Genomic DNA, 16,801 nt, shown 5'->3' with positions numbered 1-16,801 from the left:
CAGTTCTATCCACAACCTCAAAGCTGTACTTTGAGCAACCTGCGGCCAGCTTCCTAGTTTGCTCTTTGATTTTCATTGACTATAAAATGGTTTTAATTCTTTTTTTCAAATCTGGCACCACTTCTGACTCAAACCAAGGATTTTTGGCCATCCAGATTTGATTTCGTGGTGAGGGGTGAACTAGTGGAAAATAGGTTGGCAGATAGTCTTTATAGTGTTTCACCCTCTCCGTTACCTTCCCACTGATTTTCTCCTGTAAATAGTAGGCTTGGGCATATTGCCCAATCAAGAGGGTTAACTGAATATCAGGCAATTCCTGTAAGAGCTGCGGATGCCATTTTTCTGCAAAACCTGCTCGCGGCGGTAAATCACCTGACTTACCATGCCCTGGAAAGTAGAAATCCATAGGCAAAACAGCAAAATAACCTGAATTATAAAAGGTATCTTCATCCACACCTAGCCAGTCCCGCAAGCGGTCACCACTTTTATCTTTCCAGTAAAGGCTTGCTTCTTGAGTTTTAAGTCCCGGAGCCTGACCGATGATATTGATGCGAGCAGTTTTTGGCGCTGCAAAGAGAGGCTCAATGCCACGCTCTGTATAGCTGGCATTCTGCGAATCCGCCGTGATAGCCTGTTTGATTCTTTCGATTTGAGACATCTACTTTCCCTCCAAAAAGAAGTCCAAGCATAAGATCTCAGACTTCTATCGTTTTATTTGATCAATTCGTAAATAGCTTCGGCATAGATTGCTGCTGCTCGGAAAAAATCATCCAAAGCGATAAATTCATTGGCTTGGTGCATGGTATCAATCGAGTCTGGGAACATAGCACCGTAGGCAACTCCGCGTTCTAGCAAGCGACCAAAGGTTCCACCACCGATGACTTGCTCATGACCTTGTAGGCCAGTTTGTTTTTCATAGACATTCAACAAAGTTTGCACAAGTGGATCTTCCATTGGCACATAGTGAGGGGTATGACCATGTTCTGATAGACTGACAGAAGCAACTGGCAAGTTTTCTAGGATTGACTTGATTTGTTCTGGACTTGTTCCTTTTGGATAGCGGATGTTAAGGGCAATGGTATTATCAGCACTTGTTTCATCGAAGCGGAAGACGCCAGCATTCATAGAAAGAGCACCCATCTTTTCATCCACATGAGCAATCTTGAGATTTTCACCCTCATGATCGTTCAATAGAATTTTACCTGCGATGTCAAGGTAGTCTTTGGCTGGACCAGCAAAGCCAAACTGGCTGAGGAAGAGGGCAAGGTAAGTTGCGCCATTGACACCTGAAGCAGGCATAGCACCATGGGCTGATTTACCAATGATCGTCACCTTGTATTGGCCAGCTTCTTCTTGGAGTTCTCCTCTAAGTTTGTGTTCTGCAACAAAGGCATCTAGTTTAGCTTGCAAGTCAGCTAAATCACCTGAAACGACTGCTGTTGCTGATTCTGGTACCATGTTTTCACGTAAACCACCTGTAAAGCTGTGAAGACGGGCAGCACCTGTATTTTCTCCTGCAAAGTGGAGGTATTCCGTGATATTTCCTTTTTCACCATTGATGATTGGAAATTCAGCATCTGGTGAGAAACCGAAATCTGGTTTGGCAAGTCCTACGTGCTCAAAGTAGTAGTCCATGTCTGCCCAGCCTGATTCTTCGTCTGTTCCAACGATGAAGCGAACTTTCTTAGAAGTTGGAAGGCCCAATTCTTTGATGATTTTCAAACCATAGTAGCAAGCTGTTGTAGGTCCCTTGTCATCTGAAGCACCACGCGCATAAAGGCGACCATCTTTGATAGTTGGTGTGTAAGGGTCTGTGTCCCAACCGCTACCAGCAGGCACCACATCCATATGGGCAAAGATTCCGAGAACTTCTTCTCCATCACCAAACTCAAAATGTCCTGCGTAGTTATCGACATTCTTAGTTGGGTAGCCATCACGGTCTGCGATTTCAAGGAATTTCTCCAAGGCTTTTACTGGACCAGGCCCAAATGGATGTTCAGCATCAACCTTGCTGTCATCACGTTCTGAATTGATTTCCAAAAGGCTAAACAAGTCAGCCAAGAGGTCTTCTTTGCGTTTTTCTACTTCTGCTGTAAAATCAATTGCTGTCATTTTTTCTTCTTTCTATCTTTTCTCGATGATTTCATCTACTGGCAAGCGGTAGCTTGGTTCCAATTTCTCGTCTGTGTAACCCACTGTGATCAAGAGTTCTGGCCGGAAACGTTCTTCAATTTCCAAAACTTCATTAACTTTTGATTTGTCAAAACCAAGGATAATGTTAGATCCAATTCCTTGGTCTGTCAGAGCAAGAACCAAGTTCATAGCAACCAAACCTGCATTGAGGGCTAGGTAGTCGCTGACTTGTTGTTCATTGTAGCGTGCAAATTCAGCTGGCAAATTTTTCATGAAGTATTGAAGTTGTTCTTCTGAGAAATTGTTAGCACCACCAACTCGGGCAATCTTACGAGCACGTTTGGCAAGGTCTGTATCCGTAAAGAGGGCAATAGTTACAGGCGCTGATGATACCTGTTCAAAGTTGGAACCGTAAGCCAATTTTGCTAGTTCGGCATTTTTCTCACGTACCACCACAAATTTCCAAGGCTGGCTGTTGTGGGCACTTGGTGCCAAGGTTGCAATTTCGATAGCCGTACGCACATCTTTTGGATCAACTGGCTTATCAGTGAAATGCTTAGTCGCATGACGTTTTTTATTTAATTCAAGAAATTTCATAATCGATTTCCTTTTCTAATTCTACTGCTTCCATTCTACCATAATTTGAAAGAGCTTGCAGGGATTTTTCATGATTAAGTTTTTCTATCACAGACATAAAAGATATATATTGGTTTATCAGGAACATTTCTGATAAACTAGCAAGTACTTTACATTTGAATGGAGACAGTATGAAAAAATTTAGCCTATTACTAGCTATCCTACCATTTTTGGTTGCCTGTGGGAATCAAGCTACACCCAAAGAGACTAGCGCTCAAAAGACAATCGTCCTTGCTACAGCTGGCGACGTGCCGCCATTTGACTACGAAGACAAGGGAAATCTGACAGGCTTCGATATCGAAGTTCTAAAAGCAGTGGATGAAAAACTCAGCGACTACGAGATTCAATTCCAAAGAACTGCCTGGGAAAGTATCTTCCCTGGACTTGATTCTGGTCACTATCAAGCAGCTGCCAATAACTTGAGTTACACAAAAGAGCGTGCTGAAAAATACCTATACTCGCTTCCGATTTCCAACAATCCCCTCGTCCTTGTTAGCAACAAGAAAAATCCTTTGACTTCTCTTGATCAAATTGCTGGCAAAACAACGCAAGAGGATACCGGAACTTCAAACGCTCAATTCATCAATAACTGGAATCAGAAACACACTGACAATCCTGCTACTATCGATTTTTCTGGTGAAGATATCGGTAAACGAATCCTAGACCTTGCTAACGGTGAATTTGATTTCCTAGTCTTTGACAAGGTATCCGTTCAAAAGATCATCAAGGACCGCGACCTAGATCTCTCAGTTGTTGATTTACCTTCTGTCGATAGCCCCAACAATTATATTGTTTTCTCAAGCGACCAAAAAGAGTTTAAAGAACAATTTGATAAAGCACTCAAAGAACTCTACCAAGACGGAACACTCGAAAAACTCAGCAATACCTATCTAGGTGGTTCTTATCTCCCAGATCAATCTCAGTTACAATAAGATATACTAAAAGCGATTGGACGAGCCAATCGTTTTTAATTTGCATTGGTTATTTTAGGAAACTCTTACAAAAAATCAAAAAAATTCTTCACATCTTCTACATACCCATGCTTTTCTATTAAGCTTGCTAATAATTCCAGATTGTGTCCCTGATAGTTATCTTCACGACGTAGTTCTTCATACATTTCGATAAAGGGAAGCCCCTGAGACTTAGCCAATTCCAACTCCGCTTCGTAGTCATAAGCAACTTTACGAAATAGGATATTTACCAATTCCCCATCTTCAATTTCTATCACGGCATACTGGGCACGGTGATTTTTTAACGCATCCCAATTAAAATAGGGCATGCCAATCGACCCTGGATTGATGATTTGTTGCCCTTGACTGCCGTAACGAAGCAACTGCTTGTGGACATGACCATAGACTGCCACGTCGGTTTCCTCATCTAGGAGTTGGTCAAATTTCTCTGTATCATTCTCAACTAGCAAGTCACCACCATAGTTTTTGTCAGGTAAATTATGAGAGATAGAAAAGCGCAATCCGTCAATTTCTTTCTTTTCCAGCAAAGGCAAGCTTCGTAGCCAGACAATCGTTGCAGGATCCATTCGCTCCATCAAAAACTGGGTCAATCGCATGAGCTGGATTTCTTTTGGATGTTCCAAACCGTATTGCCCATCCAAGACCTCAAGGACACAATCATCCCAATTGCCTCGAACACTGGCTGTGATAGGAAGGTCCTTTAGCAGGGCGACCAAGTCATTTGCACCTGGACCAGGTAGAAAAATATCTCCCAGAATCCAATATTCACTGACTCCTTGGGTTTTAGCATCTGCAATCACTGCTTCTAAGGCTGTCGCATTGCCATGAATATCTGATAAAATTGCGATTTTATGGTTCATGATGGTCTCCTTCTGTTTGATAATCTACTCTTTCTTCTGCCACTTGAGGCAAGGTTTCTGTTTCCTGCGAGTTCAACTTCCTCTGCACAGCTTCTGCAACGACTCTAGGCACACCGACTTCGACAATCTCATCCACACTTGCTTCCTTGATTTTGGTCAGAGACTTGAAGTGCCTCATGAGATTTTGCTTGCGTTTAGGTCCCAGACCGTCAATCCCATCCAATTGTGATGAAAAGGAATTTTTGGAGCGCAGTTGGCGATGGAAAGTGATAGCAAAGCGGTGCACCTCATCTTGGATACGTTGGAGGAGGAAAAATTCCTGAGAATTACGAGACAAGTCCACCACTTCCAGCGGATCTCCAAAGAGCAATTCATGAGTTTGGTGCTTATCATTCTTTTGCAGACCTGCAATGGGAATATCCAAGCCCAGTTCCTCTTGGATGACTTGCTTGGCGATATTGACTTGACCTTGTCCCCCATCAATGACAATCAAATCTGGAGGAGTCAAACCTTCTCGTTGTACTCGACCATAACGTCTGCGAATAACCTCACGCATACTGGCATAGTCGTCTGGTCCAACGACAGTCTTGATTTTATACTTACGATAATCTTTTTTACTTGGTTTGCCGTTGACAAAGACCACCATAGCTGAAACAGGACTAGTCCCCATGATGTTGGAATTATCGAAGGACTCGATGCGAACTGGAGTCGGAATTTGGAGCAAACGTCCTAGATTTTCAATAGCTCCTTGGGTCTTTTCGACTGATTTTTCTAGCAGGTTAAATTTCTGCTCCAGACTAACACGTGCATTTTTTATGGCTAGATTGACCAGCTGTTTTTTCTCTCCACGTTGGGGTTTGAGAATCTTGGTATCCACCAAAGCCTTGACAGCTTCTTCGTCAATATCCTGCGGAATCAGTACCTCATTGGGAACTAGGTGAGATTTTTCTTGATAGAATTGTCCCACATAGGTCAAGAAATCCTCATCTGGATCATTGAAGTAGGGGAAGAGATTGACATCGCGCTCGATGAGCTTGCCCTGACGAACAAAGAAAACTTGCACACACATCCAGCCCTTATCCACATAGTAGCCAAAGACATCGCGATTTTGGAGATCCTTAGCCATGACCCGTTGCTTGGTTCGAAGCGTTCCAATAGCCTGAATCAGGTCACGGTATTCCGCCGCACGTTCAAACTCCATAGTCTGAGCCGCCGCTGCCATTTTGCCCTTGAGGTTATCAATGATTTTATCATCTTGCCCTTTCAGAAAATCAGAAACCTCCTGAGCCATAGACTTGAAATAGTCCTCATCCTTCTTACAGATGGTGTGGCTCATGCATTGGCCGATATGGTAGTAAAAACAGACCTTAGACGGTGGATTGGTACACTTACGAAAAGGGAAAATCCGATCCAGTAGTCGCTTGATTTCATTGGCTGCTCCTACATCTGGATAGGGACCAAAGTAGAGACCTCCGTCCTTCTTGACCTGACGAGTGATAATCAAGCGTGGATAGCGCTCATTAGTGATTTTGATGAAGGGATAGGACTTGTCATCCTTGAGCATGATATTGTATTTAGGCTTATTTTCCTTGATCAGGTTGATTTCTAGGAGAAGTGCCTCAATATTAGACTCCGTAACGATAAATTCAAAATCTACAATTTCAGACACCAAAGCCTCTGTTTTGGTATCATGACTTCCACGGAAATAGGACCGCACGCGGTTACGCAGATTTTTAGCCTTTCCTACATAGATAATGGTGCCGTTTTTATCCTTGTGAATGTAACAACCAGGGCTGGTCGGCAAGAGCTCTAGTTTTGATTTAATCAAGTTGTTCATAATTCCATTATAGCAAAAAAGTAGGGAAAAATAGTCCCCTACTCATTGGTCTCATATAATTTTCGAAGTCTTTCAACATCCTCTTCCTGGATACCATAAAAAGAACCTGCTGGTTGCATGACAGACTTCTCATCTGTATGGTCCAAGCCAATCGCATGACCTAACTCATGTTCTGCCGTATGGACAAGGCGTTCATAGGAATAGCCATAGTATGGATTGGACAAATAATAATGATTCAAGCGCACCGTTACGGACAAGAATTGCCCTGTTAAGAGATTAGTTTGACTTTCCGCCTCTCCTGCCACAGGAGTGCCTCCGTCGTTCATCTCCGTAGCCGTAATATCCGCCTTACTAGACTCAGTCACGAGTTCAAAGTTAAAAGCACCAGTTTGATTCCAGTTCTGGATTGCTTCTACATAAGCCTCTTGAAAGCGTGAATCCATCTGCGGATCCAGGTAAATACGAGCAGAGGCCTGTGGCCACCTTCCTTCAGAATGCTGGTGACTATCTGTCTGGCTTAACTTAGGCAGTTGCCCTGTTTTCTCCCATTGGTCAATACTTTGTTGACCAATTTTTACTGACCGCTCTACTTGCTTCAGCGCTCCTTGGAAATCCCCGTTCAGATACCAGAGAAATCCGAAAGCAAGAGTGCATAAAAGCAAAACAATCCAAACCAGGCGCCAAAACAAACGCCAAACAAAAGAAAAGAAAGTCCCTATCAAACGAAAAAGCCAGCGCATGTCCCTCCACCTTTCTAGCAAATAAAAATTATTTTACTAAAAGAAGCTAAAAGAAAGCTAAATACTGACTTTTTCATCTTAACGTCCTACTATTTTTTTGAGTAACTGGATAGCTTTGTATTTTAAAGGAGATGGATGGTAACGGAAAGTACCTGCTTTGCGTACAATATAGCCATTAAAATTCTGTTTAAAACGCAAAACACCATCACTTCCATCAAAAATCCCTTGAATGCCTAGGAAGTTGTATTTAGGTATTCCACGTTTTATGCTTTCCAACATAACATATTTTTGAAGCAGTGCAGGGGAATAGAATTTATTAAACTCAGTGTAGGAACCACTAAAGAGGTAAGTCGTTTCCTGAGGCATATAAACAAATAAACTCCCGGCTAAAACAATATCTTCTTCTCCATATTTTTCAATCAAGTCTCGCGCTTCTGCTTTTCGAACTTCAAATGTTTCAAATTGACTAGAATATTCTCTCAGTTGATTTTGTTTTTTCTCAGAATGAGGATTTTTACTCAAATCAAGTCGCAACTTGTTCAAGTTTTCTTCTAGTTTACTTTGTTCACCTTGCAATTTGCTCATATAGTCCGAAAAATTTAAGCTTGCTATGAGAAACTCCGCTTGTTCTCCAAAAGTATCATAAAAATGCTCATAATATTCTAAACTTTTATCACTATATTCTCTACGTTCAGAGGTTTCTTTTGTTATATTCTTAAAAATCGATAGTTCTTCACGTTTTAACTTTTTCAACCGAATGCCAAAGGTTTCAGCCTTTTTCACCAAGGGTTTACCCTTTTTGCTAAAACTTTTAAGCAAACTCTTTTCAGTTAATTCAGTTAAATCTTTATAGTATAACCAATCTGGTTCTCCACCTGGGTAACCTCTTGTCAATCCATCAAATTGATAACCTAAATCAGTTAAACCTTGAATGACACTTTTTTTCTCAGCATCTATTGGATTACCTTGGCTATCAAAAGTTTGATAAGTTTCATAAGGTTTTACAAGCAGCTCTAATACACCATTTTGCTTGGCATATTCTTTTAACTCCGCATAAAAAACTGGAAGAGCATCTTGTTGGATATAAATCGGACCCGAATTGAGCTCCATATGCAGACCACCCAGCATGGGCAAGCTATAAACCAGAGCTGCAACTTGAATCTCTCCTCCTTGTTTCAAAGCAAGATAAACAATTCGAGCCCCTCTTTTTTCTAACAAGTCCCCCATCTGAACAGATTGCATAAAGGAACGAGAAGAAACCTGATCAGAATAAGTACGAAACTCTTCTTTCGTGAGTGTAGTTAGTGCCATATACTTACTTTCTATGTTTTTTTCTTAATGTTTTACGGAAATCAAGAGCAAGTCTTAACAGAGGATAGAGAGGATGGGTAGGAATTGTAAATTCACCCAAGTATTCTTCGATCGTTGGATTAAAATTAGCTTTAAAACGATAGAGTCCACCATCTAAAGCATTCTCGACGCCTCCTAAATTTTGCCATAAAATGCCACGTTCAAAGGAATATCGAGCTGTCTCATACCAAGTCAAAATAGGAGCTTTATAACGTCTAAAATCTTCATCCATTCCTGCGTATAGATTGACAGAAGTTTGTCCGAATTCTAAAGTCAAGGTAGCCGCTAAGGGAACTCTTGCTTGACCTGCATCCATATATTCCTGCAGGAAAGTCAATTCCTCTAACAAACGTTCTTTTTCCTTCTTCTGCGCTTCTACTTTTGAAGTTCGAGTCGAATCAGTAAAGGTCTCTTCCAAGGCTCTGTTTTTCGCTAACTGTTCTTCTAATTCTTGCGAACGTTTAGAGACATCCAAGGTTGCCAAGGTGATGTAGGCCTTGTCCTTAAAATTATCTAACAACTTTTTATAATAGGCTTCATTCCTCAAATGAATCTCTTTCCGCTTCTCGGTTTTTTTCATCAAAAAGGAAAAAGAGTCCAATAATTCAGTTCCACCAAATTGAATCTCTATCCCCTTATTCCGTGCTGTTCGAATAGCCTGTTTTGTTGACTTGGAAAGTTTATCTTCTTCAAAATTTTCCTTGTATATTTTCACCTGAATACGAGGTTGAATGGTGTCTCCCATTTCCTCTGTTTTTCCTGACCACCTTACTCCCATTTGTTGCAAACTATCAATAATAGCCAGATTTTCAGGAAATTCTGTTTTTTCCTGATTAATTAAACTTTGAGACAGGCAAATACTTGGGTCAAAAGTCACAAAAATAGCTCTCTTGCTACGAGCATAAGACTTAATGGACTGAATGACAAAACTCAAGAGTTCTGTATCTCCATAATCCAATATAGGTCCTCTTGGGACGTAAAACATTTTATAGCCTAACGGAAGAGTTCTAATCAAAATACTAGCTGTCGCCAGTAATTTTTCTTCCCTGTAAACACCAAACTTCTCATGTTGCCAATCAGACTTCACTTCTTCCCAAGCACTACTTTGTAATACATTGGCTAATTCATGTTCTTTGACAAACTGATCATATTCTAATGTGGGAATGCCAATTTGATAACGGTACATTTCCTACTCTCTTTCCTCCAATATCTTATTACTATTCTACTACTTTCGTTTGAAAAGTCTAGTGAAAACAGACTTCCATCATTGTTTTGAAGCCAAGAATAACTATAGATAGTGGTTCATTTATAAAAAACTAACTCAATCTCTCTTCTAATTTGAAATCGATTGGCAGGGTTGCTAGAAACCGTTCCAATTGTTTTTCCCAATAATACCACTCGTGAGTTCCAGCGCTATGGCTATAGGTCACATCAAAACCTAATTTTTTGAGATTTTTCACTGCTAGATTATTGGCTTCATACAAGAAATCCTGTTCGCCACACCACGCCCAAAGTTTGGTATTTTTATCCGATTTTTTAGCCAGACTTTCAAGAGAATAGGGACTAGTTGTCCAGTCTCTAATCTCTCCAAAAACACCTCTCCAGTAGGCTGGACTTCCCAGATTTTGGCTCTCAGGAGAAAAATCTTGAAAGCTGAGAGCACCTGAAAAACTAGCTGCATGAGAAAAACGATTTGTCGCAAGAGCCAATTTGAAACAGCCGTAGCCTCCCATGGAGAGACCAGCGATAAAGGTCTTTTCACGCTTACTGGTCATATTAGGGAAGAAGCGTTTCAAAACCTGTGGCAATTCCTCTGCTAGAGCCGTGTAGTAGTCAAAACCATATTGGGTATCGGTGTACCAACCGTTGCTGGTATTAGGCATAACAACAATGAGATTAGTAGCTCGAAGCAAGCGTTCTACATTGGTCCGCTTGAGCCAACTATTATGATTGCCAGACATCCCGTGCAAGAGGCACAAGACGGGAATATCTTCACACTCTGGTTCTTCCACTCGATTGGCATCAGGGTAGAGGACATTCACTCCCCACTCCATATCCAAAACTTGTGAGTAATACTCGATTTTCATTACTGCCATGATTTTCTCCTTCTATTTTCCGATAAGAAAAAGCCGAAACTAGACTTTATCTTTACTTATTTCAATGATTATTTTGCTTCCATGACTACTGGTAGAATAGCTGGACGACGCTTAGTTTGATCAAAGAGATACTTGGTCAGATTATCCCGAACCTTGCCTTTAAGATCTGCCCAGTCAAAGTCATCTCCTTGCAGATAGTCTTCTACCGTTTTGTTAATCAATTCTGAACTTTCACGGAGAATATCGCGACTCTTCTTGAGATAAACAAATCCACGCGTGTGAACACGGGCCTTGGCCACAATTTTCTTCTCACGACGGTTAACGGTGATTGCGACGATGAAAATACCGTCCTCTGACAAGACCTTACGGTCACGAAGGACTACATTACCAACATCACCGATAGCATTTCCGTCAATCAAGACATCCCCTGCCGAAACCGCACCAGCTGGGACAAAGTCTCCATTCTCATAAGCCATGCTGGTTCCCTTTTTAGGGATGAAAATGCGTTCTGGCAACATCCCAACTGCCATAGCAGCCTTAGCATGGGCATCCAACTCACGGTATTCCCCTTGAATCGGGAAGAGATGCTTGGGTTGCAAGAGATTGATCATCAACTGCAAATCACGCGCATTTCCATGTCCTGACACACGTAAGCTTTGGGTGATCAATTTGACAACACCGCCAGCTTGGTAAATCATGTTTTCCACACGCGCCATGACCGCTTCTTTGGCGATAGATGGAGTCGTTACGATATAGACCAAGTCACCGTCCTTGATTTCCACATAACGGTGACGACCAATTGACATCTTGCGAAGACCGTTGATTGGCTCACCCATACGACCTGTCTCAAGGATAATCAACTCATGGTCTTCAAAGCGAGACATATCTTTTGGCTTAATCAAAAGACTCTCGTTAGCTAGAGACAATTTCTTAAGGCGAATAGCAGTACGGACGATATTTTCAATATCGAATCCTGTCAAGACCACACGGCGGCCTGTTGCATCCGCAGCGTCAAACACCTGCTGGATACGAGAAAGGTTGCTAGCTACCGCTGCAACGATGATACGTCCCTCCCAATCAGAAATGGTTTGAGTGATTTCATCCCCAACTTCACTTTCGCTAGCCACTTGGATATTGCTGTCCGCATTGGCTGAATCACTGAGCAGAGCTAGAACTCCGTCACGACCGATTTCCGCCAAACGAGCAAAGTCTGTCGCATAAGATTCACTAGCTGTCTGGTCAAATTTGAAGTCACCTGTATAAACGATACTACCCTCAGCTGTCTTCAAGACAACACCCAGACTCTCTGGGATAGAGTGGGTCGTACGGAAGAAGGACACCACTGTCCCTCCAAAATCAATCTCCGTATCCTCATCGATAACATGGAAATCATTGAATTTCTTAACTGTGTCATTTCCCTTGACAAAGAGTTTTGCCAACTCAATGGTCAACTCAGAGCCGAATACAGGTACCTTGGCTTCAGCCAAGAGATAAGGCAGAGCACCAATGGCATCCGCATGACCGTGAGTCAAGAAGACCCCAGCGATACGGTCGCTATTTTCAAAAAGGTAGTCCATATTGGGAATGACCACATCCACCCCTAGTTGTTCATTTTCAGGATATTTTAGACCTGCATCCAAAACGAAAATAGACCCATTGATTTCAGCGATATACATATTTTTCCCGTTTTCACGTACACCACCAAGTGTTGTTAAACTGATATTACTCATTTTTCCTCCGAAAGCTTTGTTTATCTTGATTATAGGGTTGCTTACCCTCTTATTCTAAAAGCACTATTACTTTTATACTCTTCGAAAATCTCTTCAAACCACGTCAGCTTCGCCTTACCGTATGTATGGTTACTGACTTCGTCAGTTTCATCTACAACCTCAAAACCGTGTTTTGAGCTGACTTCGTCAGTTTTATCCACAACCTCAAAGCAGTGCTTTGAGCAACCTGCAACTAGCTTCCTAGTTTGCTCTCTGATTTTCATTGAGTATTAGCCGAATCTTTTCCTACCATTATACCATTTTTTTGATGATTTTCAAAATGAAGATTTGTTTTCAAAAAAGAGCTGGTTTCCCAACTCTTTCCTATCTGCTACTCTTTTTCCATCAAAAAGTCATAAATTTCTTGCACAGTTCCTAGTGCCATCATTTCTTGGTCTTTGACGGTTTGTTTGAGATTCTGGTAAATCTGACTTTCTCCGATTTCTCGCTTTGGCGCTTCTTTATTGACTGTCATGACCCCATCTTTGATGGTCACAAAGCCTAGCTCTTTAAAGACTTGAATCATCTTGACCAACAAGATTTGTTGGATATTGAGATAAGTAGCCAAATCTTTCAGCTTGTAGCGAATATCAAACTCTGGGAACTGGTAAATAGTCTTGTACAATTTGGCAAACTGATCTCTAGTCCCATAACCTGTCAGATAATAGGCCTTGTCAATATCATTTTTGAAATAGACAGCAGAAAAATTCTGCTCCTGAAAAATGGTCTTCAGCTGAGTAATATCCTCAGGAATGATTTTTACAACCACAGCATCACTATTTACTAAATTGGGCAGTTCCCCAGCAAAATCCAAGACTGGAACCCCTTCTGGCAAGACTGCATTCTTCCCACGGATGTTAAAAAGTTGAACACCCTCCACACGCGCATCCACCATCATCAACTGCAGGGCAGTTTGGCCATTCCATTGGTTGACAGACAATTTGACTGCCAGCTCTAGATTCTTGGTTTGGGAAAACTCTGTCGCCCATCTACCTTGGCCAAAGGCTACCACTTCAAAACTCTCCTCACCTTTGGAAATTTTCAACTTGAGATGGGCATTACCTGCCCCCATAGTACGGGCACTTTCGACCTGAAAATCCTTGATATAAAAGACAGGTTTCTGATTATCCATTCCAAAAGGTGCCAAGCGCTCAAAGTTCTTGACTGTTTCAAGACTCAAAGCCTCCAAATCCAGCTCTTCATCTAGATTTAACTTGTTCTTGCCACCAGCATCCGCGCCTTTTTCACGGACATAATCTTCCAAAACCTGAGATAAATCTGAGAGTTTCTCAACTTCCAGCGTCATGCCAGCCGCACCAGCATGGCCACCAAAGGCGATGAAGAGGTCTCGATGAGGATCCAGAGCCTCAAAAATATCGACCGCTTCCACACTACGAGCACTACCCTTGGCACGACCGTCTTCTATATTAAGAACAATAACTGTCTGCCCTAGTTCTTCCAACAAACGGCCAGCCACGATTCCTAGAACCCCAGGATTCCAGCCTTCCTTGGCCAAGACCTGAACCTTCTTCTCAGGATCCACCATGGTCTTGGCTTCTTCATAGATAGACTGAACGATTTCCTTGCGCTCTTCGTTTTTCTGGTGAATCATAAGGGCAATCTCATGCGCTTCCTCATCATCAAATCCAGTCAGCAAATCAATGGCAGGATTGGGATCATCCAAGCGGCCCAAGGCATTCAAACGAGGAGCAATCTGGAAACCAACCGTTTCTTCTGTTACTTCGTTGGCGGCAATCCCAGCCATATCCAGCATTTCTTGTAAACCAATGCGCTGAGTATGTCCCAACATTTCCAGACCATACTGAACCAAGATACGGTTCTCATCTGTCAAACTAACCATATCAGCAATGGTACCAATAGCGACCAAATCAAGCAATTCCACTTGTACTTCTTCTAACAGGGCACAAGCCAACTTGAAAGCAACTCCACAACCAGCCAAATATTTGAAAGGATAGTCCGCATCCGGATGTTCAGGATGAACGATGGCATAGGCATCTGGTAGGGTTTCAGGCATGGAATGATGGTCTGTCACAATGACATCTACTCCCATAGACTGAGCCAATGCAATAGCCTCATGACCAGCAACCCCATTGTCCACCGTCACAATCAAGGAAATCCCTTCTTGCTCGATAAAGTATTTATAAACACTAGCATTAGGGCCATAGCCATCGGTAAAACGATTTGGCAGGTAAACTCGGCACTCAGCACCAAGTTGTTCCAAACTTTCCTTCACAATCGAAGCCGAAGTCATGCCATCCGCATCGTAGTCTCCATAAACGAGAATATTTTCCCCTTCTTCAATGGCCTGACGAATCCGTTCCACTGCCTTGTCCATATCATGGAGCAGATAAGGGTCATGCAAATTCTCCAAGGAAGGTTCTAAAAACTTCTTCAGACTTTCTTGGTCCTGAATCCCTCTCTCAAACAACAACCGAGCCACCTCAGGACCCAGTCCAGCCTTCTTGGCTATCTTTGTAAAATCCGCATCTTCTACCTGCGGGGCAAACTGCCATTCATAAGTAGGTGTTATCAAAAAGACATCCACTCTTTCTAAGAATTCTATTGCTTCATTATAACATGATTTAGACGTTTTCTCTATCCAGATTGCTTTTTTATAAAATTTTAGTGAATTTTTTCAGATATGATTTGACAAGACAAATCTTTTGGTGCAGAATCATGTTATAAAATCTAATGCAAAGGAGACTCCTTATGGCTTTAGTAGAATTTGAACACGTCGAAAAATATTACGGAGACTACCACGCACTCCGCGACATCAATCTCCGTTTTGAAAAAGGACAAGTCGTTGTCCTACTCGGACCATCTGGTTCTGGAAAATCCACTCTTATCCGCACCATCAATGGTTTGGAGGCTGTTGACAAGGGAAGTCTTCTAGTCAATGGCCACCAAGTTGCTGGTGCCAGCCAGAAAGATTTGGTGCCTCTTCGTAAGGAAGTCGGCATGGTTTTCCAGCATTTTAACCTCTATCCGCATAAAACAGTGTTAGAAAACGTAACACTCGCACCCATAAAAGTTCTAGGAATTGATAAAAAAGAAGCTGAAAAAACAGCTCAAAAATATCTGGAATTTGTAAATATGTGGGATAAAAAAGAAGCTGAAAAAACAGCTCAAAAATATCTGGAATTTGTAAATATGTGGGATAAAAAAGATTCTTATCCAGCCATGCTGTCTGGTGGACAAAAGCAACGGATTGTCATTGCACGTGGACTCGCTATGCATCCTGAGCTTCTTCTCTTTGATGAACCAACATCTGCTCTTGACCCTGAAACCATCGGCGATGTTCTAGCGGTTATGCAAAAATTGGCCCACGATGGTATGAATATGATTGTCGTTACCCATGAAATGGGCTTTGCCCGTGAAGTTGCCGACCGCATCATTCTCCCTCCTTTGACCAACCAAATTGTCAACCTCATCAAGAACACCTCAACAGTCGCTATCATCTCTGGAGTGGACTTGATGTTTGTGACCAAGTCTTGGTCAGCACTTAACGGAAACTACATTCCAGCCTTTCTAGGCGCTGCCCTTCTCTACTTTTCTCTATGCTTCCCTGTTGCCCAGTTTGGTCGCAAGATGGAACAAGCTAATAAAAAAGCCTATTCACTTTAGGAGGTTACTATGGAATCCATTTTAGAAGTTTTGACCCCAGATAACCTAGTCTTTATCTTTAAAGGATTTGGCTTGACCCTCTACATTTCTCTGATTGCCATCGTCCTCTCTACCCTTATCGGTACGGTGCTAGCTGTCATGAGAAATGGCAAAAATCCTGTCTTGCGCATTATTTCCAGCATTTATATCGAATTTGTGCGCAACGTTCCCAACCTTCTCTGGATCTTTACTATCTTTTTAATTTTCAAGATGAAATCCACTCCAGCAGGAATCACTGCCTTCACACTCTTTACATCAGCGGCTTTAGCTGAGATTATCCGAGGCGGTCTCAATGCCGTAGCCAAGGGGCAGTACGAAGCAGGAATGTCACAAGGCTTCACTTCAGCCCAAATCCTCTACTACATCATTCTCCCACAAGCCATTCGTAAAATGCTGCCAGCCATCATTTCTCAGTTTGTAACCGTGATTAAGGATACCAGTCTCCTCTACTCTGTTATCGCCCTACAAGAACTCTTTGGAGCCAGCCAAATTCTCATGGGCCGTTATTTCGAACCAGAGCAGGTCTTCAGTCTTTATATACTGATTGCCCTCATCTACTTCAGCTTTAACCTAGCCATTTCTAGCCTGTCTCATATGCTAGCCAAACGTTGGCAACAAGCTGCAGAATAATACTCTTCGAAAATCTCTTCAAACCACGTCAGCTTCACCTTGCCGTATGTATGGTTACTGACTTCGTCAGTTTCATCTACAACCTCAAAACCATG

The 16,801-nt window shown here is 42.1% G+C and carries 14 protein-coding genes and 1 pseudogene; 3 read left to right on the top strand and 12 right to left on the bottom strand.

Going from position 1 to position 16,801, the window contains the following annotated elements; all coding sequences use genetic code 11:
* Nucleotides 1-79: 79 nt before the first annotated feature.
* From HT723_RS01285 to HT723_RS01275, 3 genes are read right to left on the bottom strand one after another with little or no spacing between them, the layout of a single operon-like run.
* Entirely contained in the window at nucleotides 80-658 is a 579-nt protein-coding gene (locus HT723_RS01285) for a uracil-DNA glycosylase family protein (protein WP_138703015.1), read from the bottom strand.
* Nucleotides 659-711: 53 nt separating this feature from the next.
* Nucleotides 712-2,112, bottom strand: coding sequence for a dipeptidase PepV (pepV, locus tag HT723_RS01280; RefSeq protein WP_023936575.1), 1,401 nt, complete (start codon nucleotides 2,110-2,112; stop codon nucleotides 712-714).
* Between the two features lie 12 nt (nucleotides 2,113-2,124).
* Complete coding sequence (locus HT723_RS01275) at nucleotides 2,125-2,730, bottom strand: nitroreductase family protein (RefSeq protein WP_023936577.1); 606 nt, start codon at nucleotides 2,728-2,730, stop codon at nucleotides 2,125-2,127.
* 170 nt (nucleotides 2,731-2,900) lie between these two features.
* Between HT723_RS01275 and HT723_RS01270 the strand changes: the two genes are divergently transcribed.
* On the top strand, nucleotides 2,901-3,701 hold the full coding sequence (locus tag HT723_RS01270; RefSeq protein WP_023940924.1) for an amino acid ABC transporter substrate-binding protein: 801 nt from the start codon (nucleotides 2,901-2,903) through the stop codon (nucleotides 3,699-3,701).
* A gap of 65 nt (nucleotides 3,702-3,766) precedes the next feature.
* Here HT723_RS01270 and HT723_RS01265 read toward each other — a convergent pair whose 3' ends face one another.
* The 9 genes from HT723_RS01265 to recJ all read right to left on the bottom strand — a co-directional run bounded on the left by HT723_RS01265 (nucleotide 3,767) and on the right by recJ (nucleotide 14,946).
* Nucleotides 3,767-4,600, bottom strand: coding sequence for a metallophosphoesterase family protein (locus tag HT723_RS01265; RefSeq protein ID WP_023940925.1), 834 nt, complete (start codon nucleotides 4,598-4,600; stop codon nucleotides 3,767-3,769).
* Nucleotides 4,590-6,437: an excinuclease ABC subunit UvrC gene (gene uvrC, locus HT723_RS01260; RefSeq protein ID WP_050208126.1), complete on the bottom strand. Its 1,848-nt coding sequence runs from the start codon at nucleotides 6,435-6,437 to the stop codon at nucleotides 4,590-4,592. The genes HT723_RS01265 and uvrC overlap by 11 nt, the downstream gene beginning before the upstream one ends.
* A gap of 38 nt (nucleotides 6,438-6,475) precedes the next feature.
* Nucleotides 6,476-7,177 (bottom strand): M57 family metalloprotease, encoded by a 702-nt coding sequence (locus HT723_RS01255; RefSeq protein WP_172934470.1) that lies wholly within the window; start codon nucleotides 7,175-7,177, stop codon nucleotides 6,476-6,478.
* A 78-nt stretch (nucleotides 7,178-7,255) separates the two neighbouring features.
* Entirely contained in the window at nucleotides 7,256-8,488 is a 1,233-nt protein-coding gene (murN, locus tag HT723_RS01250) for a peptidoglycan bridge formation alanyltransferase MurN (protein ID WP_172934469.1), read from the bottom strand.
* A gap of 4 nt (nucleotides 8,489-8,492) precedes the next feature.
* Complete coding sequence (locus tag HT723_RS01245) at nucleotides 8,493-9,713, bottom strand: aminoacyltransferase (RefSeq protein ID WP_050260989.1); 1,221 nt, start codon at nucleotides 9,711-9,713, stop codon at nucleotides 8,493-8,495.
* Between the two features lie 130 nt (nucleotides 9,714-9,843).
* Entirely contained in the window at nucleotides 9,844-10,623 is a 780-nt protein-coding gene (locus HT723_RS01240; RefSeq protein ID WP_172934468.1) for an alpha/beta hydrolase family protein, read from the bottom strand.
* 68 nt (nucleotides 10,624-10,691) lie between these two features.
* Nucleotides 10,692-12,353 (bottom strand): ribonuclease J, encoded by a 1,662-nt coding sequence (locus HT723_RS01235; protein ID WP_172934467.1) that lies wholly within the window; start codon nucleotides 12,351-12,353, stop codon nucleotides 10,692-10,694.
* A 41-nt stretch (nucleotides 12,354-12,394) separates the two neighbouring features.
* Nucleotides 12,395-12,616: a hypothetical protein gene (locus HT723_RS11380; protein WP_050260983.1), complete on the bottom strand. Its 222-nt coding sequence runs from the start codon at nucleotides 12,614-12,616 to the stop codon at nucleotides 12,395-12,397.
* 107 nt (nucleotides 12,617-12,723) lie between these two features.
* Nucleotides 12,724-14,946: a single-stranded-DNA-specific exonuclease RecJ gene (gene recJ / locus HT723_RS01225; protein ID WP_172934466.1), complete on the bottom strand. Its 2,223-nt coding sequence runs from the start codon at nucleotides 14,944-14,946 to the stop codon at nucleotides 12,724-12,726.
* 176 nt (nucleotides 14,947-15,122) lie between these two features.
* Between recJ and HT723_RS01220 the strand changes: the two are divergent.
* Both HT723_RS01220 and HT723_RS01215 read left to right on the top strand, forming a co-directional pair.
* A pseudogene (locus tag HT723_RS01220) lies at nucleotides 15,123-15,809 on the top strand (amino acid ABC transporter ATP-binding protein); the annotation flags it as partial.
* 237 nt (nucleotides 15,810-16,046) lie between these two features.
* Entirely contained in the window at nucleotides 16,047-16,706 is a 660-nt protein-coding gene (locus HT723_RS01215; RefSeq protein ID WP_000443886.1) for an amino acid ABC transporter permease, read from the top strand.
* Nucleotides 16,707-16,801: the final 95 nt, after the last annotated feature.

It is taken from the genome of Streptococcus sp. 2106 (assembly GCF_013277315.1).
In the GTDB taxonomy this organism is placed as follows: domain Bacteria; phylum Bacillota; class Bacilli; order Lactobacillales; family Streptococcaceae; genus Streptococcus; species Streptococcus pseudopneumoniae.
This window is presented reverse-complemented; position numbering and strand designations above follow the sequence as displayed.